This window comes from Quadrisphaera sp. KR29 (assembly GCF_052644995.1).
In genome coordinates this window covers 81,690-106,607 of the sequence record NZ_JBQXXG010000008.1, presented here as the reverse complement: position 1 = coordinate 106,607, position 24,918 = coordinate 81,690, and the positions used below count along the sequence as shown (strand labels likewise).

23 protein-coding genes, 1 pseudogene and 2 riboswitches are annotated in these 24,918 nt (G+C 77.5%); of the genes and pseudogenes, 15 read left to right on the top strand and 9 right to left on the bottom strand.

Annotation, left to right across the window (positions count from 1 at the left end; genetic code table 11):
- The first annotated feature begins 42 nt into the window (after positions 1-42).
- From ACUN9U_RS09410 to ACUN9U_RS09385, 6 genes are all read left to right on the top strand, one after another.
- Positions 43-540, top strand: a complete 498-nt coding sequence (locus tag ACUN9U_RS09410; RefSeq protein WP_445484768.1) for a low molecular weight protein-tyrosine-phosphatase — start codon at positions 43-45, stop codon at positions 538-540.
- 178 nt (positions 541-718) lie between these two features.
- Positions 719-806, top strand: a riboswitch (SAM riboswitch).
- Positions 807-890: 84 nt separating this feature from the next.
- Positions 891-1,937: a methylenetetrahydrofolate reductase gene (locus ACUN9U_RS09405; RefSeq protein ID WP_445484689.1), complete on the top strand. Its 1,047-nt coding sequence runs from the start codon at positions 891-893 to the stop codon at positions 1,935-1,937.
- Entirely contained in the window at positions 1,934-4,375 is a 2,442-nt protein-coding gene (metE, locus tag ACUN9U_RS09400) for a 5-methyltetrahydropteroyltriglutamate--homocysteine S-methyltransferase (protein ID WP_445484688.1), read from the top strand. The genes ACUN9U_RS09405 and metE overlap by 4 nt, the downstream gene beginning before the upstream one ends.
- A gap of 740 nt (positions 4,376-5,115) precedes the next feature.
- Positions 5,116-6,222, top strand: a complete 1,107-nt coding sequence (locus tag ACUN9U_RS09395; protein WP_445484687.1) for a CE1758 family FMN-dependent luciferase-like monooxygenase — start codon at positions 5,116-5,118, stop codon at positions 6,220-6,222.
- A complete protein-coding gene (locus ACUN9U_RS09390; protein WP_445484686.1) occupies positions 6,219-6,659 on the top strand; it encodes a MarR family winged helix-turn-helix transcriptional regulator in 441 nt (146 codons plus the stop codon). The genes ACUN9U_RS09395 and ACUN9U_RS09390 overlap by 4 nt, the downstream gene beginning before the upstream one ends.
- 70 nt (positions 6,660-6,729) lie before the next feature.
- On the top strand, positions 6,730-7,257 hold the full coding sequence (locus ACUN9U_RS09385) for a type II secretion system protein (protein ID WP_445484685.1): 528 nt from the start codon (positions 6,730-6,732) through the stop codon (positions 7,255-7,257).
- A 6-nt stretch (positions 7,258-7,263) separates the two neighbouring features.
- Here the strand turns inward: ACUN9U_RS09385 and ACUN9U_RS09380 are convergent, their stop codons facing one another.
- The gene (locus ACUN9U_RS09380) at positions 7,264-8,019 is read right to left on the bottom strand and encodes a DUF429 domain-containing protein (protein ID WP_445484684.1); all 756 of its coding nucleotides are present in this window, start codon (positions 8,017-8,019) and stop codon (positions 7,264-7,266) included.
- 109 nt (positions 8,020-8,128) lie between these two features.
- Positions 8,129-9,796 carry an Lsr2 family DNA-binding protein gene (locus ACUN9U_RS09375; RefSeq protein WP_445484683.1) on the bottom strand — a complete coding sequence of 556 codons (1,668 nt, stop codon included), beginning with the start codon at positions 9,794-9,796 and terminating at the stop codon, positions 8,129-8,131.
- Positions 9,797-10,036: 240 nt separating this feature from the next.
- Between ACUN9U_RS09375 and ACUN9U_RS09370 the strand changes: the two genes are divergently transcribed.
- Together ACUN9U_RS09370 and ACUN9U_RS09365 are read left to right on the top strand one after the other, a co-directional pair.
- Positions 10,037-10,285, top strand: a complete 249-nt coding sequence (locus ACUN9U_RS09370; RefSeq protein WP_445484682.1) for a hypothetical protein — start codon at positions 10,037-10,039, stop codon at positions 10,283-10,285.
- A gap of 100 nt (positions 10,286-10,385) precedes the next feature.
- Positions 10,386-11,204, top strand: a complete 819-nt coding sequence (locus ACUN9U_RS09365; RefSeq protein ID WP_445484681.1) for a nitrilase-related carbon-nitrogen hydrolase — start codon at positions 10,386-10,388, stop codon at positions 11,202-11,204.
- Here ACUN9U_RS09365 and ACUN9U_RS09360 read toward each other — a convergent pair.
- Both ACUN9U_RS09360 and ACUN9U_RS09355 read right to left on the bottom strand, forming a co-directional pair.
- Positions 11,174-11,395, bottom strand: coding sequence for a hypothetical protein (locus ACUN9U_RS09360; protein WP_445484680.1), 222 nt, complete (start codon positions 11,393-11,395; stop codon positions 11,174-11,176). The genes ACUN9U_RS09365 and ACUN9U_RS09360 overlap by 31 nt on opposite strands.
- A gap of 155 nt (positions 11,396-11,550) precedes the next feature.
- Positions 11,551-12,021 carry a C40 family peptidase gene (locus tag ACUN9U_RS09355; protein ID WP_445484679.1) on the bottom strand — a complete coding sequence of 157 codons (471 nt, stop codon included), beginning with the start codon at positions 12,019-12,021 and terminating at the stop codon, positions 11,551-11,553.
- Between the two features lie 11 nt (positions 12,022-12,032).
- Positions 12,033-12,207: riboswitch (cyclic di-AMP (ydaO/yuaA leader) on the bottom strand.
- Positions 12,208-12,420: 213 nt separating this feature from the next.
- On the opposite strand from ACUN9U_RS09355, the gene ACUN9U_RS09350 reads away from it, so the two are divergent.
- Entirely contained in the window at positions 12,421-13,494 is a 1,074-nt protein-coding gene (locus ACUN9U_RS09350; RefSeq protein WP_445484678.1) for a YihY/virulence factor BrkB family protein, read from the top strand.
- An 8-nt stretch (positions 13,495-13,502) separates the two neighbouring features.
- On the opposite strand, the gene ACUN9U_RS09345 is transcribed toward ACUN9U_RS09350, so the two are convergent.
- Positions 13,503-14,501, bottom strand: a complete 999-nt coding sequence (locus ACUN9U_RS09345) for a pirin family protein (protein WP_445484677.1) — start codon at positions 14,499-14,501, stop codon at positions 13,503-13,505.
- Between the two features lie 51 nt (positions 14,502-14,552).
- Here ACUN9U_RS09345 and ACUN9U_RS09340 point away from each other — a divergent pair, with 51 nt between their 5' ends.
- On the top strand, positions 14,553-16,151 hold the full coding sequence (locus ACUN9U_RS09340; RefSeq protein ID WP_445484676.1) for an amidohydrolase family protein: 1,599 nt from the start codon (positions 14,553-14,555) through the stop codon (positions 16,149-16,151).
- Between the two features lie 91 nt (positions 16,152-16,242).
- A complete protein-coding gene (locus ACUN9U_RS09335; protein WP_445484675.1) occupies positions 16,243-16,797 on the top strand; it encodes a hypothetical protein in 555 nt (184 codons plus the stop codon).
- Positions 16,798-16,869: 72 nt separating this feature from the next.
- Here ACUN9U_RS09335 and ACUN9U_RS09330 read toward each other — a convergent pair whose 3' ends face one another.
- Positions 16,870-17,289 (bottom strand): hypothetical protein, encoded by a 420-nt coding sequence (locus tag ACUN9U_RS09330; RefSeq protein ID WP_445484674.1) that lies wholly within the window; start codon positions 17,287-17,289, stop codon positions 16,870-16,872.
- 71 nt (positions 17,290-17,360) lie between these two features.
- The gene (locus ACUN9U_RS09325; protein WP_445484673.1) at positions 17,361-18,227 is read right to left on the bottom strand and encodes an NmrA family NAD(P)-binding protein; all 867 of its coding nucleotides are present in this window, start codon (positions 18,225-18,227) and stop codon (positions 17,361-17,363) included.
- Between the two features lie 80 nt (positions 18,228-18,307).
- Here ACUN9U_RS09325 and ACUN9U_RS09320 point away from each other — a divergent pair, with 80 nt between their 5' ends.
- From ACUN9U_RS09320 to ACUN9U_RS09305, 4 genes and pseudogenes are all read left to right on the top strand, one after another.
- Positions 18,308-19,078: a TetR/AcrR family transcriptional regulator gene (locus ACUN9U_RS09320; RefSeq protein WP_445484672.1), complete on the top strand. Its 771-nt coding sequence runs from the start codon at positions 18,308-18,310 to the stop codon at positions 19,076-19,078.
- 157 nt (positions 19,079-19,235) lie between these two features.
- Positions 19,236-21,740, top strand: a complete 2,505-nt coding sequence (locus tag ACUN9U_RS09315; protein ID WP_445484671.1) for a hypothetical protein — start codon at positions 19,236-19,238, stop codon at positions 21,738-21,740.
- 66 nt (positions 21,741-21,806) lie between these two features.
- Positions 21,807-22,292, top strand: coding sequence for a GNAT family N-acetyltransferase (locus ACUN9U_RS09310; RefSeq protein ID WP_445484670.1), 486 nt, complete (start codon positions 21,807-21,809; stop codon positions 22,290-22,292).
- Positions 22,289-22,895, top strand: a pseudogene (locus ACUN9U_RS09305) (DJ-1/PfpI family protein). Before ACUN9U_RS09310 ends, ACUN9U_RS09305 begins: the two are co-directional and overlap by 4 nt.
- 40 nt (positions 22,896-22,935) lie before the next feature.
- Here ACUN9U_RS09305 and ACUN9U_RS09300 read toward each other — a convergent pair.
- Together ACUN9U_RS09300 and ACUN9U_RS09295 are read right to left on the bottom strand one after the other, a co-directional pair.
- The gene (locus tag ACUN9U_RS09300; protein WP_445484669.1) at positions 22,936-24,369 is read right to left on the bottom strand and encodes a PASTA domain-containing protein; all 1,434 of its coding nucleotides are present in this window, start codon (positions 24,367-24,369) and stop codon (positions 22,936-22,938) included.
- The gene (locus tag ACUN9U_RS09295; RefSeq protein ID WP_445484668.1) at positions 24,366-24,914 is read right to left on the bottom strand and encodes a sigma-70 family RNA polymerase sigma factor; all 549 of its coding nucleotides are present in this window, start codon (positions 24,912-24,914) and stop codon (positions 24,366-24,368) included. The genes ACUN9U_RS09300 and ACUN9U_RS09295 overlap by 4 nt, the downstream gene beginning before the upstream one ends.
- Positions 24,915-24,918: the final 4 nt, after the last annotated feature.

The window sequence follows — 24,918 nt, the reverse complement described above, 5'->3', positions numbered from 1 at the left end:
TCCCCCTCCACCAGCACCCCGGGCCGGCGCCCGTACCGGATCATGACGGTCTGCACGGGCAACATCTGCCGCTCCCCCATGGCGGAGGTGGTGCTGCGCCACCGCCTGGAGGAGGCGGGCCTGGGCGAGGACGTGGTGGTCGACTCCACCGGCACCTCCGACGAGGAGGAGGGCGGCCCGATCGACCGGCGCGCCCGCCGGGTGCTGCTCGAGGCGGGCTACGAGGTGCCCGACCGCGGCGAGCGGGCCCACCGCGCCCGGCAGGTGCAGCCCGGGCAGGTCGAGCAGCGCGACCTGGTGCTGGCCATGACCGCCGCGCACCGCCGGGCGCTGCAGCGGCTGGCGCCGGGCGCCTCGGACCGGGTGGTGCTGTGGCGCTCCTTCGACCCGGCGGCCGCCGGGCTCGTCGGGGCGGGTCTCGACGTGGCCGACCCCTGGTACGGGGACCTGCGCGACTTCGAGGTCTGCCTGGCGCAGGTCGAGGCCGCCGCCGACGGCGTCGTCGACCGCGTCCGCGCGGAGCTGGCGCACAGCCGGTGAGCCGTGCCTGCCGCGGTGGTCCCGGCTGCGTCCGCCGACGCGCCCGGTGAGGCGCCCGGTGAGGCGCCCGGTGAGGCGCCCGGTGAGGCGCCCGGTGAGGCGCCCGGCGGCGCGCCGGCACGCCGTCCTGGCGGCGCGGTGGTCGACCCGCCGGCCGGGGATGCCCTACAGTCGCGGTTCGCCATCCAGAGCGGCCGAGAGACCTGGCTCGTCGACGCCGCAGCAACCACCCTCGGGTGTGGTGCTCCCGCCAGGCTCGATGGGAGATCTCCGTGCCGCACGTCCCGACGACCGCACCCACCGGCGCCCCCGCACGCGCGGTGCCCGGCGCCCGCCCCCCGCACCCGGCGGTGAGCCGCACCGAGGTCGCCGGGGCGCTGCTCGGGCCTGTCACCGAGCAGCTGCGCGCGGTGGCCAGCGGGCGGCGCACGCGCCCGGTGCTCTCGGTGGAGCTGTTCCCGCCCCGGCCCCAGGCCCGCGCCGGCTTCGGGGAGGCCGTCGGCCACCTGGTCAGCGCCGGCCTGGACTTCGCCAGCGTCACCTACGGCGCCGGGGGCTCCTCCCGCGCCGAGAGCGCCGCGACCGTGGCCGAGGTGCACCGGGTCAGCGCCGGGGTCCGCGACCAGGACGCTGACCCGGGCGGTCCCGCGGGCGCTCGCGCCGGCGGCGCGCTGCCGGTGCTGGCGCACCTCACGTGCGTCTCGCACGGGCCCGAGGAGGTCCTCTCGGTGGCCCGCGAGCTGGTCGGAGCCGGCGCCACGGGCTTCCTGGCCCTGCGCGGCGACCCCCCGCGCGACCCCGGCTGGCGGCCCCCGCCCGACGCGGTGCCCTCCTCGGCCGACCTGGTGCGCCTGCTCGGCGGGCCCGACCTGCACCCGGGTCCGCACCTCGGCGCCGACCGGCGCGCGCTCGACCTGGCCGTCGCCGCCTTCCCCGGTGGGCACCCCGCTTCGGCGGCGCCCTCCCAGGACATCGCGGCGCTGCGGGCCAAGGTCGAGGCCGGCGCCGGGTTCGCGCTGACCCAGGTGGTCTTCGACGCCGCGGAGTACACCGCCCTGCGGGAGCGCGCCGCGGCGGCCGGCCTCGACGTCCCCCTGGTCCCCGGCGTGCTGCCGGTGACCGACCCCCAGCGGGTGCAGCGCGTGGCGCGGCTGGCGGGCGTCGAGCCGCCCCCGTCGGTGCTGGCGGCGCTGTCCGGCTACGGCGAGGACGAGCGCTGCGCCCGCCACCGCCTCGGCGTGCAGCTCACCGCGCGGCTGTGCCGGGACCTGCTCGACGCCGGCGCGCCCGGCCTGCACCTGTACTCCATGAACCGCCACGAGGCCGTCGTCGACGTCCTCGACGCCCTTGACCTGCTGCCCGTGCCCGCCTGCTCCTGCCCCGGAGGCCGCTCGTGACCACCCCGCAGACCACCCCGCTGCCGCCGTTCCCGGCGGCCACCGTGCTGGGCTACCCCCGCGTCGGCCCCGCCCGCGAGGGCAAGCGGGCCCTGGAGGCCTTCTGGGCCGGCCGCGCCGACGCCGCCACCACCGCCGGCGAGCTGGCGGGGCTGCGCCGCCGCGGCCGCGCCCGCCTGGCCGCCCTGGGCCTGGGCGAGCAGGCGGCGGTGCCCTCCGACGCCTCCCGCTACGACGCGGTGCTGGACCTCGCCGTCGCCGTCGGTGCCGTCCCGGCGCGCTTCTCCCACCACGTGCGGCGCGGCGGCGGGCTGGACCTGGCCGGGTACTCGGCCGTCGCCCGCGGCGAGGGCGAGCACGCCCCGCTGGAGATGACCAAGTGGTTCGACACCAACTACCACTACCTGGTCCCCGAGATCGGGCCCGGCACCCGCTTCCACCTCGCCGACGACGCGACCGGCGACGGCCCGGTGGCCCTGTTCGCCGAGGCGCTGAGCGGGCAGGGCCTGCACACCCGCCCGGTGCTCGTGGGGCCGGTGACCTTCCTGCTGCTGTCCAAGGGCGCCGCGGCGGGCGACCCGCACCCGCTCACGCGCCTGGGCGACCTGCTGCCGGTCTACGCCGAGCTGCTCGCGGCGCTGCGCCGCGCCGGCGCCGCCTGGGTGCAGCTGGACGAGCCCGCGCTGGTGGCCGACCCCGCCGGCACCTTCGCGGAGGTCACCACCGGGCAGGTGCTCGAGGCGGTGCGCACGGCGTACACCGCCCTCGGGGGCGCCGCTGCCGGCGAGGAGCGGCCGCAGCTGCTGGTCACCACCCCCTACGGCGGGGCGCTGGAGGCGCTGGAGGTGCTGGCGCAGACGGCGGTGGAGGCGGTCCACCTCGACCTCGTGCGCGGCCCCGAGCCCGACGCGCTGCCGGCGGGCCTGGCGGGCAAGGCGCTGGTGGCCGGCGTCGTCGACGGGCACGGCATCTGGCGCACCGACCTGCGCTCCGCGCTGGCGCGGCTGCAGCGGCTGCGGGCGCTGGCCGAGGGCGTCGGGGCGCGGGTGGGCGTGGCCACCTCGACCTCGCTGCTGCACGTCCCCCACGACGTCGCCCTGGAGACCGGCCCCGACGGCACGCCGGTGCCGGGCTGCACGCTGCCGCCCGAGGTGCTCGGCTGGCTGGCCTTCGCCGACCAGAAGGTCGGCGAGGTGGTGGCCCTGGCGGACCTGCTCGCCGGCGGCGCGGGCGACGCCGGCCCCACGGACCGCAGTGAGGCCGCCGAGGGCACCCTGGCCGCCAGCGACGCGGTGCAGCGCTCGCGCCGGGAGTCCGCCGGGGTGCGGGTCGCCTCCGTGCGCGAGCGGGTGGCCGCGCTGCGGCCGTCCGACGCCGAGCGCGGACCGTACGCCGAGCGGGAGGCGGCGCAGGCGGCGGCGCTGGACCTGCCGCCGCTGCCGACGACGACCATCGGCTCCTTCCCACAGACCCGCGAGATCCGCGCGGCGCGCGCGGCGCACACCCGCGGCCAGCTGAGCACGGAGGAGTACGAGGAGGCGATGCGCGCGGAGATCGCCGACGTCGTCGCGCTGCAGGAGCGCCTCGGGCTCGACGTCCTCGTGCACGGCGAGGCCGAGCGCAACGACATGGTCCAGTACTTCGCCGAGCACCTGGCCGGCTTCGGGGTGACCGCGCACGGCTGGGTGCAGTCCTACGGGTCGCGCTGCGTGCGCCCGCCGGTGCTGTGGGGCGACGTCTCCCGGCCCGCGCCGATCACCGTGCGGTGGGCGCAGCACGCGCAGTCGCTGACGCCCCGGCCCGTCAAGGGCATGCTCACCGGTCCCGTGACCATCCTGGCGTGGTCCTTCGTGCGCGACGACGAGCCGCTGGCCGACGTCGCCGCGCAGGTGGCCCTCGCGCTGCGCGACGAGGTGGCCGACCTGGAGGCCGCGGGCATCGGCGTCATCCAGGTCGACGAGCCCGCGCTGCGCGAGCTGCTGCCGCTGCGCGCGGCCGACCAGCCCGCCTACCTCGACTGGTCGGTGCGCGCCTTCCGCCTGGCGACCTCCGGGGTGGCGCCGGCCACCCAGGTGCACACGCACCTGTGCTACTCGGAGTTCGGCGAGGTCATCGGGGCGATCGAGCGGCTCGACGCCGACGTCACGAGCATCGAGGCGGCGCGCTCGCGCATGGAGGTGCTGGCGGCGATCGCGGCCACCGGCTACCCCCGCGGCATCGGCCCCGGCGTGTACGACATCCACTCCCCGCGCGTGCCCAGCCAGGCCGAGGTGACCGAGCTGCTGTCCGCGGCGGTGGAGGTGGTCGACCCGCGGCTGCTGTGGGTCAACCCCGACTGCGGGCTCAAGACGCGCGGCTACGCGGAGGTGGTGCCCTCGCTGGAGCACCTCGTGGCCGCCGCCGGGGAGGTGCGCGCCTCCCTGGCGCAGCGCGTCTGAGCCCTCAGCGTAGGGCCGGGCGGACGGCCATCAGCGGGGCGGCGTCTCTGCACGTGCAGAGGCACTGCTCGACGCTCGGTGATGGGTGGCTCTGCGCCACTTCCGCGTTGGCGCAGGGCCACCCTGTGCCAGTCGGCGGCCGATGCGGATCAACTGACGTCGAGCACGCCGACCTCGTCGCCGGTGAGCCGGCGCGTCCACAGCGGCGCGGGTCGGCGTCGTCGCCAGCGGTCAGCTGCAGCGGGTGCGTAGTCAGATGCTCTGGGCACGGCGGCCAGTTGGTAGGGCGGTGCCACCACAGGGACTCGACCACCTCGACGTGCGCCGCGTCCGCGATGCGCGCCGCCTCCTCGGCTGCTGCCTCTCCGTCGGCCCGACCGCCGGAGACGCCCAGGTCACCGTCACCGCTGACGCGGAACCAGCCCCAGGGCAGCGGCCACGGAGCCGGCCATTCGCGTTCGCGGGTGGCCGGCACCTCCAGCTCCGCGGCGATGCCGTCGGCTGCGGCCAGGACGACGAGCGCCTCCAGCGCCGCGACGGCGGGTGCGCGCACCGCGGGGCGTGACGGCGGACGGGCAGAAGTCCGCGACACGCCGCGGCGGAGGCGCCCAGACGGGGTTGCACACGTCCGGCGTCACGGGAACACCCGCGCGAGCGGGGTGGTTGACCACCAAGTCCATGCACATGCATAGGCTTGGCGGCAGGCCCCGCCGCCCGACCAGAGCCCCAGGAGGCGCACCGTGCAGTTCGGCGTGTTCACCGTCGCGGACCAGACGCCCGACGTCCACACCGGTCACACACCCGGCGACCTCGAGAGGATGCGCTCCCTCGTCACCATCGCCCAGCACGTCGAGGCCGCCGGCCTGGACGTCTTCGCCATCGGCGAGCACCACGAGACCGGCTTCGTGACCTCCAGCCCCACCACGGTGCTCGGGTACATCGCCGGGCGGACCTCGCGGCTGCGCCTGTCGACGTCCATCGCGCACATCACCACCAACGACCCGGTGAAGCTCGCCGAGGACTACGCCACGCTGCAGCTGCTCTCCGACGACCGCGTGGACGTCATGTTCGGCCGCGGCAACTCCATGGCCGGCTACTCGGCGTTCAACAAGGACCCGCGCGCCTCGGTGCAGCTGACGGTGGAGAACTACCAGCTGCTGCGCCGCCTGTGGGACGAGGACTCCCCGGTGGACTGGCAGGGCCAGTTCCGCGGCCCGCTGCACCAGTTCACCGCCACCCCGCGGCCCCTGGACGGCGTCTCCCCCTTCGTGTGGCACGGCTCCATCCGCACCCCCGAGGTCGCCGAGATCGCGGCGTACTTCGGCGACGGCTACTTCGCCAACAACATCTTCTGGCCCAAGGAGCACTACATCCGCCTGATCAACCTCTACCGCGAGCGCTGGGAGCACCACGGCCACGGGCCGGGCAGCACCGCGGTGGTCGGCCTGGGCGGCCACGTGTTCATGCGCAAGAACAGCCAGGACGCCGTGCGCGAGTTCCGCCCCTACTTCGACGTCGCGCCCGTGTACGGCGGCGGCCCGAGCCTGGAGGAGTTCGCCCGCCAGACGCCGCTGACCGTCGGCACGCCGGACCAGGTCATCGAGAAGACGCTGACGTTCCAGGAGTTCTTCGGCGACTACCAGCGCCAGCTCTTCCTCGTCGACCACGCGGGCCTGCCGCTGAAGACGGTGCTGGAGCAGATCGACATGCTCGGCGAGCACGTCGTCCCGGCGCTGCGCCAGGAGCTGGAGGCGCGCCGTCCCGCGGGCGTCCCCAGCGACCCGCCCAGCCACGCCACCCGGGTGGCGGCCCGCGCTGCAGACGCGAAGGCCGCCCAGAGCGCGTGACCAGCACCAAGCTCGCCGTCGAGGCCTGGGAGGCGCTGTTCCGCACCCAGGCCTCGCTGGTGCGCCGCTTCGGCGAGCAGGACGTGTGGGCGCCGCAGCACGGCGTGGGGCTGCGCGAGTACGACGTGCTCTACGCCCTCACCACGGCCGAGGGCGGGCGCGCCCGCCTCGGGGCGCTCGCCGAGGCGGTGCTGCTGCCGCAGCCCTCGCTGAGCCGGCTCGTGGACAGGCTGGTCGCCCAGGGGCTGCTGCGGCGCGAGCCGGACCCGGCCGACCGGCGCGGCGTCGTCCTGGTCCTCACCGACGACGGGCGCGCGGTGCAGCGCGAGGTCGGGCGCCGGCACGCCGCCGCCATCGCCGACGCCCTCGGGGAGCACCTGGGCGACGCCGACCTCGCCGTCCTGCGCGACCTCTGCCGCCGCGCCCTGGGCGCCTGAGCGCTCCCCCGACCGGGTGGCGCGGGCGGCGGGCGCCGTGGACCGGCCCCGCCGCTGCCGACGTGGTGGTGTGACGACGCACCACCGCTCCTGCCCTGCCCACCGCGACGAGGCGGGCTTCACCCTCGTGGAGCTGCTGGTCGTCATGGTCGTCATCGGGGTCCTGGCGGCCGTCGCGGTCCCGGTCTTCTCCGCCCAGCGGCAGAGGGCCGCGGAGACGGCGCTGAAGGCGGACCTGCGCACCATCGCCACCGCCGTGCACGGCCAGGGGCTCGAGGCCGGCAGGTACCCCATCGCCCGTGACGTGCAGGCGGCGGGCACGGCGCTGCGCACCTCACCGGGCGTGCGGGTCTCCGTCATCTGGGCCTCGACCACCGACTTCTGCCTGGCGGGGACCAGCTCCTCGGCCGGGCCGGACCCCACGGGCATCGGCGCCCCGGTCGGCGTCAGGACGAAGATCGTGGTCGTCTCCGCCACCCGGCCGCCCACCGCGGTGACGTCCGGCAACCCCGGCTGCCTCGCCGCGCCGGGGGCGACCCTGGGCGCTGACAACGGGTACTGGGACCAGGGCGGCTACCAGGACGGCGCGATCCGCTAGCAGCCCTCAGGCCCAGATGGCCGCGGGCCAGCCCTCGGGGGTGACCTGCGGCGGGTCCGGCAGCGGGCGCGCCAGGCCCAGGGCGGCGCGGCGGGCGACCCAGGCGACCGCCGCGGCGTCGAGCACGTCGTCCACGGCGGCGCGCCCGGCCTCGCCGAGGTCCTCGGGGACGACGACGCCGTGGGCGGCGAGCAGCGCCCGGCGCCGTGCGGCACCCGCCCAGCTCCTCTTGCGCTCGGCCAGCGGCAGGCAGCCGGTGGCGCGGCCGGCGGCCAGGGACGCCATGACGCCGAAGGCCATCTCGGGGTGCACCTCGACCACCCGCAGCGCGGCGGTCACCGCGGGGTCGCGGACCCAGGCGTCGACCTCCAGGACCTTGGCGCGCAGCCCGTGCGCCTGGACGCTGACGCCGGACCCGGTCACCGCGCGGGAGATCGCGACGGCGTCGGCGTGCGAGGGGGCCTCCAGCGCGGCGCGGACGGGCGTGAGGAACACCGACGAGCGGCGGGCGCCGAGCAGCTCGCGCGCGGCGAGGTCGGCCGCGCGGTGGCCGGACCCGACCAGCCCGATGGGGATGTCGAGGCCGACGACGTCCAGGGGCCCGCCGCGCCCCGCCGCGGTGACGAGCGCGCGCACGTCCGCGGCGGTGTGCGCCTCCACGTGGAGGGCCCCGGGCGGGGCCTCGGGCGGGGCGTCGGGCGGGGCGTCGAGGACGACGCCGACCCAGCGCCCGTCCCAGACGTCGGCGCCCAGCACCCTCACGCCATCACCCTCACGCCAGCGCTCCCACGCCAGCAGGCTCGCACGACCACGCCGCCCCGCGAGCGGGGTGGGCGGGCCCGCTGAGCGGGCCCGGCGGGCGCGGCGCGGCTCAGGCGGTGGTGAGCACCCCGGCGCGCTCGGCCTGGTAGGCCTCCACCACCGCGCGGGGCAGCTTGCCGCGCGGGCTGACCTCGAGCCCGCGCTCGCGGGCCCAGGTGCGCACCGCCGCCCGGGCCGACGGCTCGCGCAGGTCGAGGGTGACCGGGGCGGGGGGCCCGCCGGCGGCCTGGCCGGCGGCCTGGCTGGCGGGGAGGTCGGGCTGCTCGGGTCGCACCGCCCGCTCGGCGCGCGGAACCGGCACGCGGACCGCCGCCAGCGCCTGCGTCAGAGGTCCCGGCCCTGCGCCCTGCGGGGAGGCGGCCCCCACGCGGGGCAGGGAGCCGGTGGCCACGGCGGCCGCGGCGAGGGCGGCGAGGACGTCGTCGACGTCGACGGCCAGCGCGCGGGCGGCGGTGACCAGCTCCTCGCGCTCGGCCTCGCCGGCGCCCGGCTCGCGCCCGACGGCGCCCGCCAGGGCCAGCACCACCCCGCGGGAGGCGGCGCGGACCTGGGCGCGGGTGAGGTTGGCGGCGTCCGCCAGCAGCGCGAGGGTGCGCGCGGCGTCGTCGTCGAGCGGACCGGCGGCGAGGGCCTCGGCGAGCAGCTCCACGTGGGCGGCCACCGCGGGCAGGGGCAGGTCGGGGCCGTCCAGCGCCAGCGACTCCAGCACCACCGCCAGGCGCCCCGGCTGGGAGGCCAGCGAGGGCAGGGAGGGCTGGGCGTCGGTGCGGGGGGCCGCGCAGCTGAGCGGTGGCACCTCCACGGCCGGCCAGGCGGTGCCGGCGGCGCGCGCGACCACGGCCGCCTGCGCCTCGCTGCGCTCCCCGGCGCGGGCCAGGTAGCGCTGCAGCAGGCCGGCGGCCGCGCGGGCGTCGGTGAGGGCGGTGGGCACCCCGTCCAGGGCCACCCCGGCGGCGCGGCAGCAGTCGGCCAGGCGGCGGCGGTGCAGGCCCGGCAGGTGGCGCCAGCTGGCCTCGAGGGTGCACAGGACCGGGACCAGCGGCACGACGACGTCCACCGCGGCCAGCTCGGCGCGCAGGTGCGCGAGGTCGGCGGCCGCCCCGTGCGCCACGAGCACCCGGCCCGCGAGCGCGGCGACCAGCTCGCCGGCCACCTCGGCCAGGGTGGGCGCGCTGGCCAGCTCCTCGGCCGAGGCACCGGCGCTGGCGGCGAGCACGGCGAGGTCCACCGCGGCGGGGCCGGCGGCGTCCGCCTCGAGGGCCGCGGCGGGGGTGCGCACGGAGGGGCGCAGCAGGGAGGTCCACTCCCCCACCACGGCGCCGTCGGGGTCGAGCTGGACGACGGCGACCTCCAGCACCCTGTCGCGCACGGGAGAGGGTCCGCTGGTGACCACGTCGAGCACGGCGTAGCCCTGCTCGTGGGGGGCGCGCTCGCTGGGCGCGAAGGGCACCGACCCCACCACGTCGGTGGCGACGACCTCGTCGCGGGCCGCGGCGCGGGCGGCGACCTCGCAGACCACCGACAGCGGCTGGGTCACCGCGCGGCCGACGGCCTCGGAGGCGCGCAGGGCGCCCAGCTCGGTGCGCAGCGCGGAGCCCCGCAGCGCCAGCGGCATCACGGGCACGCCCGCCGGGGTGCGCCCGCCGGGCGCGCCCGCCGTGAGGGAGAAGCGGCGCGCGCCGTCGGTGCGCCTCATCAGCCGGTCCAGCACACCCACGCCTCTGCCCTCCTGTCACAGCGGGCCACGTCCGCCACAGCGGCCCCACCGGGAGTCTGGCGGGCGCGGGCACGGCGGCGGGCGGGAACGCCGATTCCCGTGCCGGCCGCGGGGGCTGCCCGACCGCTGGCGGGCCCCACCGGCGCGTTCACCCGTCCGGGCGAGCCGGGTGGGGACACGCTGGGCGCGTGCCGATCCTCGACGGGGAGGATGGGTGCTCGGACGGGGAGGTGTGCTGCGGTGACGTGCGAGGCGTGCGGAGGGCGGGGCTTCGAGCTGGTGGGCGTGGAGCCCGCGGGCGTGGTGGCCCTGCGGTGCGGGCGGTGCGCGCGGGTGCAGCGGGTCGTGGCCGACCCCCGGCCCCCGGCCGGTGCTGTCCGGCGGCGCTCCCGCTACCTGGCCTCCTCCGAGCGTCCGGCCTCCTCCGACCCCGCCGCGGGACCGGTGCCCGTGGGCGAGCCGGTCCCGGCAGCCGCTCCGCCGCGCTGACCGCGGTGACCGCGCTGTCCCGCCGGCGGCGGCGGCGTCCCCCGGTCGCCGGGCCGCTCCCACGGGGACGCGGGCGCCCGCGCCCGGCAGGATGGGGACCGTGACGAGGATCGCCGCCTGCCAGCTGGCCCCCGTGCCGGACGGGCTCGCGGCCAGCGCCGAGCTGACGGCCGACGCCGTCCGCGAGGCGCTGGCGCAGGGCGCCGACGTCGTCGTCCTGCCGGAGCTGGTGGCCACCGGTGGGGTGCTGGAGGACGTCGAGCAGGCCCGCGCCGTGGCGGTCGGCCCGGGGCACGGCGTCTTCGCGGCCTGGGCCGCGGCGTGCACCGCCCGCCAGGGAGCGGTGGTGGTCGGCGGCTTCGCGGAGGCCGGTGACGACGGCCAGCTCTACGACAGCGCTGCCCTCGTGGACGCCACGGGCCTGCGCGCGGTCTACCGCTGCGCCCACCTGTGGGACTCCCAGCGGACGGTCTTCGCGGCGGGCTCGGCGCCACCGCCGGTGGTGGAGACCGCCCACGGGCGCGTCGGGCTGCTCGTCGACTACGACCTGCGCTTCCCCGAGTGGACCCGCACCGCCGCGCTCGGCGGCGCTGACCTGCTCGCCGTGCCGGTGGCCTGGCCCGCCGCGCAGCCCGGTGAGGGCGGCGGACCCGACGGGCAGCTGGTCGCGGCGGCCACCGCGCGCCTGGAGCGGGTGGCGGTGGCCTGCGCGGACCGCAGCGGCCCGGGCTGGACGGCGGGCAGCTGCATCGTCTCGGCCGGCGGGCAGCTGCTGGCCGCCGCCGGGCCGGGGCGCGGGGCCGCCTGGGCCGACGTGGACCTGCTCGCCTCGCGCGACAAGCTGGTCGCCGGCGCCTCCGACCTCTGGCTGGACCGGCGCCCGGAGCTCTACGAGCGGTTGACGCTGCCGCGCGCCTGAGCGCGCCGCCGCAGCCTGACCAGCACGTCGGCCGCGGCCACCGCGGCCAGGCGCCCGGCGACGAGCATCGCCACCACCGCGAGGCCCACCGAGAGCCACCACGGCAGCCCGCGGGTGGCCGCCCGCACCAGCACGAAGGCGCCCAGGGACACCAGGAAGGACACCACGGGCACCCACGCCGGTGCCCTCACCGGCGCACCACCGCCGGTGCCTCGCCGCTGCGCGCCGCTCGCTGTGCCACCCGACAAGCATGCACCCCCCTCGCCCACCCGACGGTGACCGCCGGGGAGGTGAGGGGGGTGCGTGCGTCAGTGCGGCTCGGTCGGGCCCGGGTGCCGCGGCTCGCTCAGAAGCGGCCGTAGACCACGTTGCTGCCCCAGATGGAGCGCTCGGTGACGGTCTTGCCGGAGCGCGGGGAGTCCATCAGCTTGCCGTTGCCGGTGTAGATGCCGACGTGGTAGGCGCGGCCGCCGCGGACGAAGAAGACCAGGTCGCCGGGGCGGGCCTGCGAGGCGCTGACGCGCGAGCTGGCCTTGAGCTGGGCGTCCGCGGTGCGCGGGATCGAGATGCCGTTCTTGGCGTAGACGTGCTGGGTGTAGCCCGAGCAGTCGAAGCCGGACGGGCTGGTGCCGCCGTAGCGGTAGGGGGTGCCGATGTACTGGCTCGCGGTGGCCAGGACGGCGCCGCTGTTCAGGACGGGCGCGGCGTTCGCGGGGAGCGCGGCACCGGCCACCAGGCCGCCGGACAGCGCGAGACCGGCGACGAGCCGGGTCAGCGTGCGGCGGGTCTTGCGGGCAGGCGTGACGGCATGGGTCATCGACATGGGGGTGTGAGCCTCTCCGACGCCTGCGAGGTGAGCTGTCGGGTTCGGGAGGTGAGGTCCCCCGGCTCGCTAGGCGAGCTTCACCCCGAGGACGCACGAGCGCTCCGAGGAGCACGGCGCCCGGAAGTGGTTCCCCCGTCCCCTGCCACTGGGATCTGTGGACCTCGGCGCGCTGGCAGGGGCTCGGCGTGCGCGACGAGGACTCCCAGATCGTCTCCGGGAGCGAGCAGAAAGTACCTGGAAGTGACGAGAACCCCCAAACGTCCCAGGTCGCAACCGTGATCGGATCGTGACACGCCGCCTCCCGGAGACGGATTGTCGAAACTTTCCGACGCGCTGGGACGGCTCCGCGCCGGCGCGCCGGGCAGCCGTCGCCGGGGCAGGATGACGCGCGTGGCAGGAGGCGGGCGGCTCACGGACCGCATCGACGCCTTCCAGCGCCGCCACCCCGCGAGCGCCTTCCCGCTCGCCGTCCTCTACAAGCTCGCCGACGACCGGGGTCCGCACCTGGCGGCGCTGATGGCCTACTACGGCTTCGTCTCGGTCTTCCCGCTGCTGCTGCTCCTGGTCTCCGTGCTCGGCTTCGTGCTGGAGCCCCTCGCCGGCACCGACCCGGAGCTGTCGGGGCGGGCGGTGACGACGACGATCGACGCCCTGGCCGGGGTCCCCGTGCTGGGCAGCGCCCTGGAGGGCAGCATCACCGGGCTGCGCGGCAGTGGCGTCGCCCTGACCATCGGGGCGCTGGGCACGCTGTACGGCGGGATGGGCGTCATGCAGGCCACCCAGGCGGCGCTCAACCGCATCTACGCGGTGCCGCGCTTCAAGCAGCCCAACCCGTTCCTCTCGCGGCTGCGCAGCATCGTGCTGGTGCTCGCCCTCGGCCTGCTGGCGCTGCTGGCCACGGCGATCTCGGTGGTGCTGCCGCAGGTGGCCGACGCCGTGCCGGTCGGCGGCGGGCTGCTGCTGGCGGCGGGCACGCTGGTGCCGTTCGCGATCAACACGTGCATCTTCGTCGTCGTCTTCCGCGTCCTCACCGCCGTGCACCTGGGCTGGCGCAACGTCGCCATCGGGGCGCTGGTCGCCGCGGCGCTGTGGGAGGTGCTGCAGACGGTCTTCGCGCGCCTCGCCGGCGCCTACCTGCAGCACGCCGGGGACGTCTACGGCGTCTTCGGCGTCGTCCTGGGCCTGCTGGCGTGGCTGTACCTGCAGTCGATGGCGCTGGTGCTCGCCGCGGAGGTCAACGTGGTCCGCCAGCGCCGGCTGTACCCGCGGGCGCTGCTGACGCCGTTCACCGACGACGTCGACCTCACCCCGCAGGACGTGCGCGCCTACACCGGCTACGCGCGCAGCGAGACGTACAAGGGCTTCGAGACCGTGGTCGCCACCTTCGACAAGGACGGCTCCGAGGCCGGCGGCGCGCACCCGGCACCCACCGACGACGACGGCGAGCGCGCCGGCGTCGGCTGAGGGCGGCCTCAGCTGAAGGCGGGCGCCTCGGCGGGCTCGACGACGCGCCGCGGCCGCGGCCGGCGCGGCGTGAGGCGCACCGGCGGCAGCGGCGGGGAGGGGATCCGCTCGGACGCGTCGTGACCGGGCACCCGGCCGAAGCGCTCGGCGGCGGCGTCGGGGTCCTCCCAGTCGGCGCGGGCGGCGGCGACGTCCTCGTGGGTGCGGCCGATGAAGTTCCAGAACATCACCAGGTCGTCGGTGGAGGGGACGCCGCCCAGCAGCAGCTGGCGGGCGCCGTCGGCGCGGCGCAGCCGCAGCGACGAGCGGCCCGGCGCCCAGTGCCGCAGCACGGGTCCCCCGCCGTGCTCGGTGCGCCCCCCACCGGGCTCGTCCAGGGTGAGCAGCGCGTGCTCGTGCGCGGGGTCGACCTCCACCTCGACGTCGGCGCCGTCGTCCAGCACCAGGTCGGCGCCGACCAGGCCCGGCGCCACGCCCGCCGGCGACGTCGCGCCGCCGAGGGAGCCCACGAGCACCGTGGCGCGCACCCCGCCGCGCGGGCCGCCGACCTCCAGCACGGGCAGGTCGCGGTGCTGCTCGAAGCGCGCCGGCGCGCCGTCCTGCTCGCGCGGCAGCACCACCCACAGCTGCACCGCCGACAGCAGCGGCGCCCCTGCGCCGCCGTCGGGCAGGGAGTGCTCGCTGTGGGAGACCCCGCGCCCGGCGGTCATGAGGTTGAGCTCCCCGGGGCGCACCTCGACGTCGCTGCCGACGCTGTCGCGGTGGCGGATCCGCCCGACCAGCGGCCAGGTCACCGTCTGCAGCGCGGTGTGCGGGTGCGGCTGGACGCGCATGTCCACGCGCTGGGGCCCGATCTGGTCCAGGAAGCACCAGGCGCCGACCGTGGGCACCTCCCGGTGCGGCAGCCACCGCTGCACGCTCATGCCGCGCACGCCGCCCAGCGGCACCTCGCGCCCCTCCAGCAGCCGGTCCGGCTCGCCCGCTCCCGCAGTCCCCGCAGCTCCCACCCCGCGAGTGTGCCCGTCCGCGGGCTGGCCGGCTGCCGGGAGGATGCGGGCGTGAGCACCCCCCTGCTGCTGCGCCGCTGCCGCCTGGTCGACCCCGCCCGCACCCACGAGGGCCTCGTCGACGTCCTGCTCGACGGCGGGGTGGTCGCCTCGGTGGCGCCGAGCACGACGACGACGGCGTCGGGTTCCGAGCAGGTCCTCGACCTGGAGGGGCGCTGGCTGCTGCCGGGGTTGTGGGACGAGCACGTGCACCTGGGGCAGTGGGCGCTGGTGCGCCGCCGCCTGGACGTCTCGGGCGCGGCCAGCGCCGCCGAGGCCGCCGCCGCGGTGGGGGCGCGCGCCGCCGCCGAGCGGGACGGCGCCGCGGCAGCGGGCGTGCTGGTCGGGTACGGCTTCCGCGACGGGCTGTGGCCGCACGCCCCCTCGGCGGAGCTGCTCGACGACGCCGTCGCCGCCGCCGGGGACCCGCGGCGGCCGGTGGTCCTGGTCTCCGCGGACCTGCACTGCGCGTGGCTCTCGACGGCGGCGGCACAGGAGGTCGCGGCACCGCTCGGGGTCGTCCCCGACACCACCGGGCTGGTGCGCGAGGAGGCCGCCTTCGCGGTGCAGCGGGCGCTGGGGCGGGTCGGGCAGGCCGAGCTGGACGCCGCGGTGGCCGACGCCCTCGCCGAGGCGGCCGCTCGCGGCGTCGTGGGCGTGGTCGACCTGGAGATGACCGACGCCCTCGGCGGCACCGCGGCGGTGTGGGCGCGCCGCGCGGGGGCCGCGGGTGCGGCGGCGTCGGCGGGGCTGCGCGTGGAGGCCGGCACCTACCCCCAGCACCTCCAGGAGGCGCTGGCCGCCGGCGTGCGCGGCGGCCAGCCGCTGGCGACGGGCCAGCCGCTGGTGGTCGCCGGCCCGTTGAAGGTCATCACCGACGGGTCGCTCAACACCCGCACCGCCTGCTGCCTGGACCCCTACCCCGGGCGCACCGGGCCCAGCAGCCGCGGCGACCTGGCGTGGCCGCTGGAGGCGCTGACCGCCCTGGTGCGCCGCGGCCGGGCGGGCGGGCTGGAGCCCGCCGTGCACGCCATCGGCGACGCCGCCGTCCGGGTGGCCCTGGACGCCCTGGCGGCGAGCGGTGGCGGCGGCCGCGTCGAGCACGCCCAGCTGGTGGCCGACGACGACGTCGCCAGGTTCGCCGCGCTCGGCACCACCGCCAGCGTGCAGCCGGCCCACCTGCTCGACGACCGCGACGTCGCCGAGGTCCACTGGCGCGGGCGCACCGGCCGCGCCTTCCCGCTGCGGGCGCTGCTCGACGCCGGTGCGCGCCTGGCGCTCGGCTCCGACGCGCCGGTGGCCGCGCTCGACCCGTGGCTGGCGGTGGCGGCCGCCGTCGCGCGCACCGACCCCGGCGACGGCTCCGCCGACGGCTCCCGCGGGACGGCGGGCGGGGGGCCGCGGCCGCCGTGGCACCCCGAGCAGGCGATCACCCCTGCGGAGGCGCTCGCGGCGAGCGCGCGGGGGCGGTCGGTCGTCGCGGTCGGTGACCCCGCCGACGTGGTGGCGCTCGAGGCCGACCCGCTGGCCGACGGCGTCGCCGCCAGCGGTGCGGCGCGGGTGTGGCTGACGGTGGTGGACGGGCGGGTCGTCCACCACCCGCCGTCCTGATGGCACAGCGCGGCGTCCCCCCGGAAGGGGGACGCTGGGCCTAGCCTCGGGTGGCACCGAGGGGTCCGCGCGGTCGCGGACGCCGCGACCCGTGAGGAGCCCCGCCGCCGTGCCCGGTCCCGTCACCGCAGAGCCCTCGTCGAGCGGCGGACCACCTGCGGACGGGACGGGCACGCCCCGGCGGCAGCCGCCGGGCCACCTGGGCCGCGCCTACCGGGTCGCCTTCTCCGAGACGGGCGCGCTGGAGGTCGTGCTGCCGCCGACCGAGCAGGCCGCGGCTCCCCGTGCGACGGCCGGGCCGGCGGCCGGGCCGGCGCCCGACGGCGGACCCGCACCCCGCATCGCCGCTCCCCGGCGGCCCTCACGCTCGGGACCGGCGGGCCCCGCCGTGCACCTGCCGTCCGCGGACCGGGCCGGTCACCACGAGCGGCCGACGCCCGCCACGCCCGCCGCGGCTGCCGTGCCCGCCGCGGCTGCCGCGCCCGCCGCGCCTGCCGGCTCGCCTGCGTGCGGGCACCGGTCGGAGGACGCCCGGCGGTCGCTGGTCGTCGGGCTCGCCGTCGGCGTGGTGCTCGGCCTGCTCCTGGGCGCGCTGCTCACCGTGCTCGGTGCAGCGCTGCTCGGCGTCCTCCCGGGCTGGTCCTGAGGTCTGCGGACCGCGGCGCGGGCAGCACCTCCCGCGGACCGGGCCGCTCACGTCGAGCGGGCCGGGAAGCGGTCAGTCGAGCAGCCAGACCCACAGCTCCTGGCCCCACGCCAGCAGCAGCACCAGCAGCGCCGAGGCCGCGACCAGCGTGGTGAGGCAGGTGGCGAGCTCCCACCGCGGCAGGGGCTGGTGGCGCGCCCACCGCAGGCCGGAGGCGGCGTGCAGCGCCGCGCCGAGCACGACGAGCGGGCCCACGAGGACCGCCAGCACCTCCACCGCCCCGAGCGCGCGGGCGAGGCCGGACGCCTGAGGCTCGACGAGGGTGTCGGTGGTGACCCCGTAGGCGAGGTCTCCGTCGGTCCAGCCGACGCCGGCGCGGGCCAGACCCGCCACGAGGTCGGCGTGCGCCGCGAGCACCACCAGGGTGGTGGCGAGCAGCGCCGCCTCCAGCCACGGCCGCGCGCGGGGCGGCGCCTGCGTCGGGGCGATCACGCGAGCAGTGTGGCGGACCGCGGCCGTCGCCGTCACGGTCGTCGTCCTCGCCGTCGTCGTCGTCAGAGGGTTCAGTGCGGCTGCTGCTCGAGGGCGTCGCGGACCGTGGCGGGGCGGTGTCCGAGCAGCTCGGTGAGCAGCGGGGAGGTGCCGGCGAAGAAGCCGCCGCCTGCGGCCTCGTGCATGCCGAGGGTGAAGCGCACCACCCCCTCCGGCTGGCCCGCCGCCACCTTCGCGGCCACCCACTGCTCCGGGTCGACCAGCACCCGCTCGACGCTGCGGCCTGACAGCCGGGAGGCGACCTCGGCGACGTCGGCCCATGTCGGGGCCTCGTCCGCCGTGAGGGTCAGCGGGCCCTGCAGGCCCGTCTCGCCCGCGGCGAGGCGGGTGATGACGACGGCGGCGGCCCGGGCGAGGTCCTCGCGTGCGGTCCAGGAGACCGGCCCGTCGGCGGGCACCTCGATCCTGCCGCTGGTGCGCCAGTCCCCCGCGAGCCAGGCGAGGCTGTGGGCGTAGAAGCCGTTGCGCAGCGAGGTCCACGGCAGCCCCGAGCCGGCCAGGGCCTCCTCGGTGGCGGCGTGGTCGCGGCCGGGGCCGAAGGGCGTCCCGGGCGAGGCGCCCTGGTGGCTGGTGTAGAGGACGTGGCCGACGCCGGCGTCGACGGCGGCCTGGACTGCTGCGGTGTGGAGGGCGACGGCGTCGGCGAAGGGGTCGCTGGAGGAGACGAGCAGCAGCTGGTCGGCGCCGCGGAAGGCGGGCACGAGCGACTCGGCGTCGGCGTAGTCACCGCGACGGACGGTGACGCCCCGCTCGGCGAAGCGCTGGGCCCTGTCGGGGTCCCTGGCGACGACGACGAGCTCGTCGGCCGGGAGCACCTCGAGCAGGTGGTCGGTGGTGGCGCCGTTGAGGGCGCCCGTGGCACCCGTAATGACGATCATCGCAGCCTCGCTATCAGTGGAACCTTGTCGCCGGATCGGCGGTAACACGGTGGTAGCACCGACTTGCTATCGTTGGCAACATGACGGGCGGAGCGACGGTCACCGGTGAGGGTCGGACCCGGGAGCCGCGCGACGCCGTGAGGGCCCGGCTCGTCGACGTGGCGGTGCACCTCCTGCGCGACCGCGGCCCCGACGCCGTCACCACGCGGGCCGTCGCCGCTGCCGCCGGCGTGCAGGCGCCGACCATCTACCGGCTGTTCGGCGACAAGGACGGGCTCCTCGACGCCGTGGCCGAGCGCGCGGCCGACGACTTCGTGGCGGCCAAGGCGCAGGCCGCGCGGGCCGAGGCCCACCGCGGCGCTGACCCCGTGAAGGACCTGCGCGCCGCCTTCTGGGCGCAGGTGGAGTTCGGCGTCGCCAACCCCGAGGTGTTCAGGCTCCTCGGTGACCCGGCGCGGGTGCTGCGCTCGGGGGCAGCGCAGGCGGGCCGCGCGGTGCTGCAGGCCCGCGTGCACCGGGTGGCGCTGACGGGGAGGCTGCGGGTGCCCGAGGGGCGGTGCGTCGACATGGTCCAGTCCGCCGGCACCGGGGTCGTCCAGACGCTGCTTGCCACGCCCGTCCCGGACCGCGACCCCCACCTGGTCGGCGCCATGTGGGACGCGCTCGTCGCGGCGGTGCTCGTGGACGGTGCCGGGAGCGCTGACGGCTCCGGTGCCGCGGAGCCCACGGCCTCGGCGACCTTCGTGGCCTTCCGCGCCCTCGCGCCGCAGCTGCCGGGCCTCACGGGCGCCGAGCGCGCCCTGCTGGTCGACTGGCTGGCCCGCGCCGAGACGGCCGCCGTGCAGGACTGACTCCGGCGGGCCCGGGACGGCCGGCCAGCTCCTCGGGTGCTGCGCTGGGTGGGGCCGGACGGGTGGCGACCTCACGTTCCGCGACACCGCGAACAGGCTCCTGACCTGCGACGACGACGCCCACGGGCTGTCGGTGGCGGCCTCTAGCGTGTGAGCCATGACCTCCAGCGCGCCCCCGGAGTGGGCGGTCGGCGATGACGCCGACCTGCCCGCCGGCTGGGACGGCGAGGACCCCTTCGACCTCGACTGCGGTGTCGACCGTGACGCCGACGGCGATGTCGACGGCGATGTCGACGGCGATGTCGAGGCCGCTGAGGACGACGGTGGATGCGATGGCGGTGCGGTGCGCTTCAGCACCGCCTGGTGGACCCGCGCGCTGACCGATGACCCGCTGACCGGCTCCATCGCTGAGAGGCGCCGCGTGCGCCCTGCCATCGCCGCCCTGATCGCCCAGGCACCCAGCGCCAGCCAGCTGGCCGCCCTGGACGCGCTGCTGACCGCCGTCACCCCTTCCAGGCCAACACAGCCAGCAGGACCCGCCGGGTCAGCGGGGCCAGCGGGACCAGCGGTGCCGGTGGCGCCGGGGCTGGGCCTGTCCGGCAGGGAGTGGACTGAGGCCGTCGCCGCCAGCGCCCGCTGCGAGGCTTACCTGTACGCGCTGCACCTGAACCTCATCGCCGGGCTGGACGCCGCCGTGCTGGCCCAGAACCCCACCCGCGCAGCGGCCAGGGACTCCCGCCGCCCGGCCTCAGATGAGCTGGCCCCGGTGCTGCGCATCGCGGGTAGGACCGCCACCGAGCTGGTGGGCCTGGCCCGCCAGCTGGAGGAACTGCCCGCCGCTGAGGAGTGCCTGCTGACCGGGTCGATGACCCCCGCCCAGCTGCGCGAGCTGGCCAGCGTGTGCCGCCGCCTACCTCCCGGGGCCGCCGGGGAGCAGGCCCGCCGCACGGTGGAGGCCAAGGCCGTGGCGGCCGCGGCGACGCTGAGCCGGGCCCGGTTGGCGGCGCGGTTGGAGGAGGAGGCGCTGGCCGCGGACCCGGGGTACGCCGCGCGGGCGATGGCCGCGGGCATCGGGGAGCGGGATGTGGTGCTGCGCCGTTCCCCGTTGGCGGGGTGCACCCGGGTGGTGGCTGACCTGGAGACCGCCGACGCCACCCGGGTGTGGCAGGTGATCAACCAGATCGCCGCGAACGCCCAGGACGGGGACACCTACGACACCGACACCCACCCCGACACCGACCCCCGCACCGGCACCGGCACCGACACCGACACCGACACCGGCGCCAAAACCGACACCGGCGGAGGTGGTGAGGAGCCGGACAAGCGCAACCGGGGCCAGCTGCGCGCCGACGTGCTGGTCAGCTTGGTGGTCGGGGACCTCTCACCCACCCCGCAGGTCATCGCTGAGGCACTGGGCCAGCCCGTCCCCGACGGTGCCACCGCCCACGCCGAGGACACCGACACCGACGCCGACACCGACACCGACGATGCGACCGACACGGACGCCGACGACGCCGACGAGGCCGCCGCTGAGGGTGCCGGTGCGGGGGCGTGTGCGGCGGGTGGGCCGGGTGGGCCGAGTGGGCCGGTGAGCGGGGTGGCTCCGGACACCCGCAAGCCGGTGCGTGTACCCACCCCTGAGCACCGCGCCCGCCTGTCTGAGATCCACATCGTGGTGCTGGCCGACGACCTCGTCGACGACGACCACCTCAACGACGACCCCGACGAGGATCCGGAAGACGGACCGGACGAGGACCCGGACGAGGATCCGGAAGACGGACCGGACGACGGACCGGACGACCCCGAAGAGGGACCAGGAGGCGGCACCGAAGGCGGACCCATGGACGGCGGCTGTCCGCCACCGCCACCACCGCCACCACCACACCCGCACACCTCGCCACCACCGGCCTCGCCACCACCGGGCCCGCCGCTGCCTGCCCCACGACGCGCCCGCGCCGGCGGGCCACCACCACCCGAGCCCACCACCTCGACGACCTCCACCACCCCAGGAGCCAGCGGCCGACGGCGCGCTGCCCGTGCTGCCCGTGCTGCTGCACGCCCGCTGGCCGGGCACGGCCCCTTCGGCCACGTCCCCGGCATCGGCCGCCTCGCCCCCCACATCACCCGCGCCGCCATCACCACCGCCCGCTGGCGCCGCCTGCTCACCGACCCCAGCACCGGAGTGCTGCTGCACCGCTCCCGCTGGACCCTGCCCGCCCCCCACACCCAGCACCGCACCACCGCCCAGCACCTGCAGGTGCTCCTGGACCAGCACGCCGCCCCAGGCCCAGGCGCCCCAGACGACCCGGCGCACCGCACCGAGGTCTCCTACCGCCCCTCGGTGCTGCTGGCCGCCCACGTGCGCGCCCGCGACGCAGGGTGCATCTCCCCGGTGTGCCACCACCCCGCCCGCGGCGGGGCCACCCAGCTGGACCACACCACCGCCTGGGGCGCCCCGACGCCCACCCGGGCGCGCGGGGGGCTGACCGAGGCGGGCAACCTGGGGTGCATCTGCCAGCGCTGGCACACCGCCAAGACCCACGGGGGCTGGGACCTGGTGCAGCCCTCCCCGGGTTCCTTCACCTGGACCTCCCCGACCGGCCGGGTCTACCACCGGCACGCCACCCCCGTCCTGCCCGACCTCGCCGCGCTGCTGGAGTGAGCCGCGGTCCCACCACCACGCGCGGGACTGCGGACCCAGCCGGCGCCTCGCGCCCAGCCTTCCCCGGTGCCGGACAGGGAGTCCGCCGACGCCTCCGCCGCCGTGGTCAAGGCGCTCGTGCCGAGCAGCGCGGCGGGGCTGCCCGCGCTCGTGGGGCTCTGCCGCCACGTGGAGTGGAGCGCCGACGCCGACCAGCCGGAGGCGCTGCATGCCGCGATCGCCGGATCGGCGCACGTCGTCGTCACCCACCGCGGGCAGCAGCTGGTCGGGGCGGCACGCGTGGTCTCCGACGGCGTCAGCACTGCCTCCCTGCAGGACCTGCTCGTGCACCCCGACCACCAGCGCCAGGGCGTGGGCAGCTCGCTCCGGGAGGCCGCCTTCGAGCCGTTCGCCGGCGTGCGGCAGCAGGTGCTCGTCACTGATGACGAGCCGAGGCAGCGCGGGTTCTCCACATGTCCGGGCCTCACCAAGGCCTCCGAGCACGCCCGCGGGTCGCTGCACCCCCTCCTCAGGCCCTCACCGGCGCGCGGACGCGAGAGCCTGGACCCGTGAGCACCCCGACCGGCCCGCGCCACATCGGCATCGTCCTGTTCGACGGCGTGGAGGAGCTCGACGCCGTCGGCCCCTACGAGGTGCTCGCCTCCCTGGGCGCGCCAGCACCCCGGGGACGGCTGGGCGGTGCTCTGCCTCTCCCGCGACGGCGGTCCCGTGACGGGGGCCAACGGGCTGGTCATGGGTGCCCACTCCTCCTTCGCCGACGCCCCGCCGCTGGAGGTGCTGCTGCACCCCGGCGGCCGGGGCACGCGGGCGCAGCTGCAGGACCAGGCGCACCTGGACTGGGTGCGCGCGCAGCGCCCGTCGGTCCCGCTGATGACCAGCGTCTGCACCGGCTCCCTCGTCTACGCCGCCGCGGGCCTGCTGGCCGGGCGCCCGGCCACCACCCACTGGGAGTCCCTGGACCACCTGCGCCGGCTCGACCCGAGCACCGACGTCAGGCCGCAGGACCGGTTCGTGGACGACGGCGACGTCATCACGTCCGCGGGCGTCTCCGCGGGCATCGACATGGCGCTGCACCTGGTGGCGCGCCTCGCGGGCACCGAGCGGGCCCGCCAGGTGCGCCGCGACGTCCAGTACGACCCCGCTCCCCCGGTCTGACCCGCCGGCCAGCCGGCCGGCCGGCGCCGCGGCGGCGCACTCACCCAGCGACCACGAGCGACACGGCGGTCCCCTGCGGCACCGGGGTGCCCGCAGACGGCGTCACCCTGAGCACCATCCCCGAGGGAGCGGACCCCGCCACCACCACGGAGACCTCGCCGACCGTGATGCCGGAGGACTCCAGGCGCTGGGTCGCCTCCGCCTGGCTGAGCCCGAGGACGTCGGGCGTGATCGGTCCGCTGAGCGCGCCCTGGCGCGCCAGCTGCTCCTGCTGCTCGCGCAGCGCCTGCTCCTCCTCCGGCGTCAGGGACCTCACCGGCTCCGGCGTGTACGGCGGGAGGGGCGTGCTCTCGAACCACAGGTTCCCGGTCAGCTGCTCGCGCCCGAGCGCCGGCCAGCCGGAGGTGTCGGCGTCGTCCGGCACGAGCCAGGCGGTGGCCTCGGTGTCCTCCTTGCGGGTGAGGCCGGAGAAGCCCTGTCCCGCCAGCTGCTCGGGCGTCTGGCAGGTGCTCGCGCTCATACCTCCCTCGGGCGCGTCGACGAAGAGGCACAGCTTGCCCAGCGGCAGGTACGCCGCGTAGTAGGTGCCCTCCTCGCCCCGGTGGAGGAAGCGCAGCGAGCCGGGCACGATCGGGTCCCTCACGACGATCGCGCTGCTGGCGGGGACCTCGTCAGCGGCGGTCGGTGCGGCGCGGAAGGGCGCGTACCGGCTCAGGGGCGGCGTCAGCGCACTGGCCTCCGCCCAGACCCCCGGTGTCCACTCCACGAGCCCGTCCGCGGTGAGCGGGTCGGTCTTCGCCGCCGGAGCGTCCTGCGGGACCAGCCACACCCGCGGGGCGACCGACCCGTCGGAGACCTCCGTCACCTGCGGCGGCCCCGTCTCGAGCTCGCAGCCACCGGCGTCGGCGCCGGGCCCGACGACCGCCCAGCAGAGCCTGCGGTCGGCCGTCCAGCCCGCCCAGTACCTCACCTCGCCCAGCTGGACCAGCAGGCGCACCGACCCGGCCACGACGTCGTCTCCGAGGGGGCCCACGCCCTCGAGGTCGGACGGCCACTGCTCGTGGGCCAGCCCCGCGAACCCGGCCCACTCCTCTCCCGGCACCGCTGAGGACGACGACGGCGAGGGCTGCGCGGTCGCCGCTGGCGCCGGCGCACCGCCACCGCGGTCGGCGAGCCCGAGCGCGAGCGCCAGGACGACCGCTGCTGCCGCCGCCGAGGCCACCGCCGCCACCAGCAGCCGCGCCCGGCGACGGACCGCCAGCTCGTCGACCTCGTCGAGCTCCAGCTCGACCGCCGGCGCCGCAGCGCCGTCGCCGTCAGCCACCCCGGCGGCGCCCGCCGCCGCGGCGCGCACGCGGGCCAGGCCGTCCCGCACCTGCGAGGCGTCCACGCCGCTCAGCTGCGCCCGCGCCGCGAGCGCCGCACCGACCCGGCGCGCCAGCTCCTGCTCGTCGGAGGTGTCGAGGGGGGTCATCGCTGCTCTCCTGAGGACGTCGAGGGGCCGCCCAGCTGGCGGTGCAACGCAGCCATGGCCTTGTGGGCGGTGGACTTCACGGTGCCGCGGGTGGTGCCCATGGCCTCCGCGGTGGCGGCCTCGTCGAGGTGGCACCAGTAGCGCAGCACCACCACCTCGCGCTGGCGCTGCGGCAGGGCCGCCACCGCGAGCAGCACCTCCCGGTGCTCGTCGCCGATGATCGCGAGCTCCTCCGCGGAGGGGCCCGGCGCGGCGTGCGGAGGGGTCCACGCCCGCGCGGTGCGGCGCCGGCGCAGCACCGACCGGGCTCCGTTGACCACCGCGCGCTGCAGGTACGCCTGCGCCCTGGCCGGGTCGGCGAGGTGCTCCCAGCGGCGCAGCAGGCCGGTGAAGGCCTCCGCGGCGACGTCCTCGGCACTGGCCTCGTCGTCGACGAGCAGGAGCGCGAGCCTCACGGTGGCTCCCCACCGCTGGGCGAACAGGTCGTCGAAGGCGGGCGCTGACGGCGGGGAGCCGTCGGACGCCGTCGCCGCTGCGGGAACCACCGGG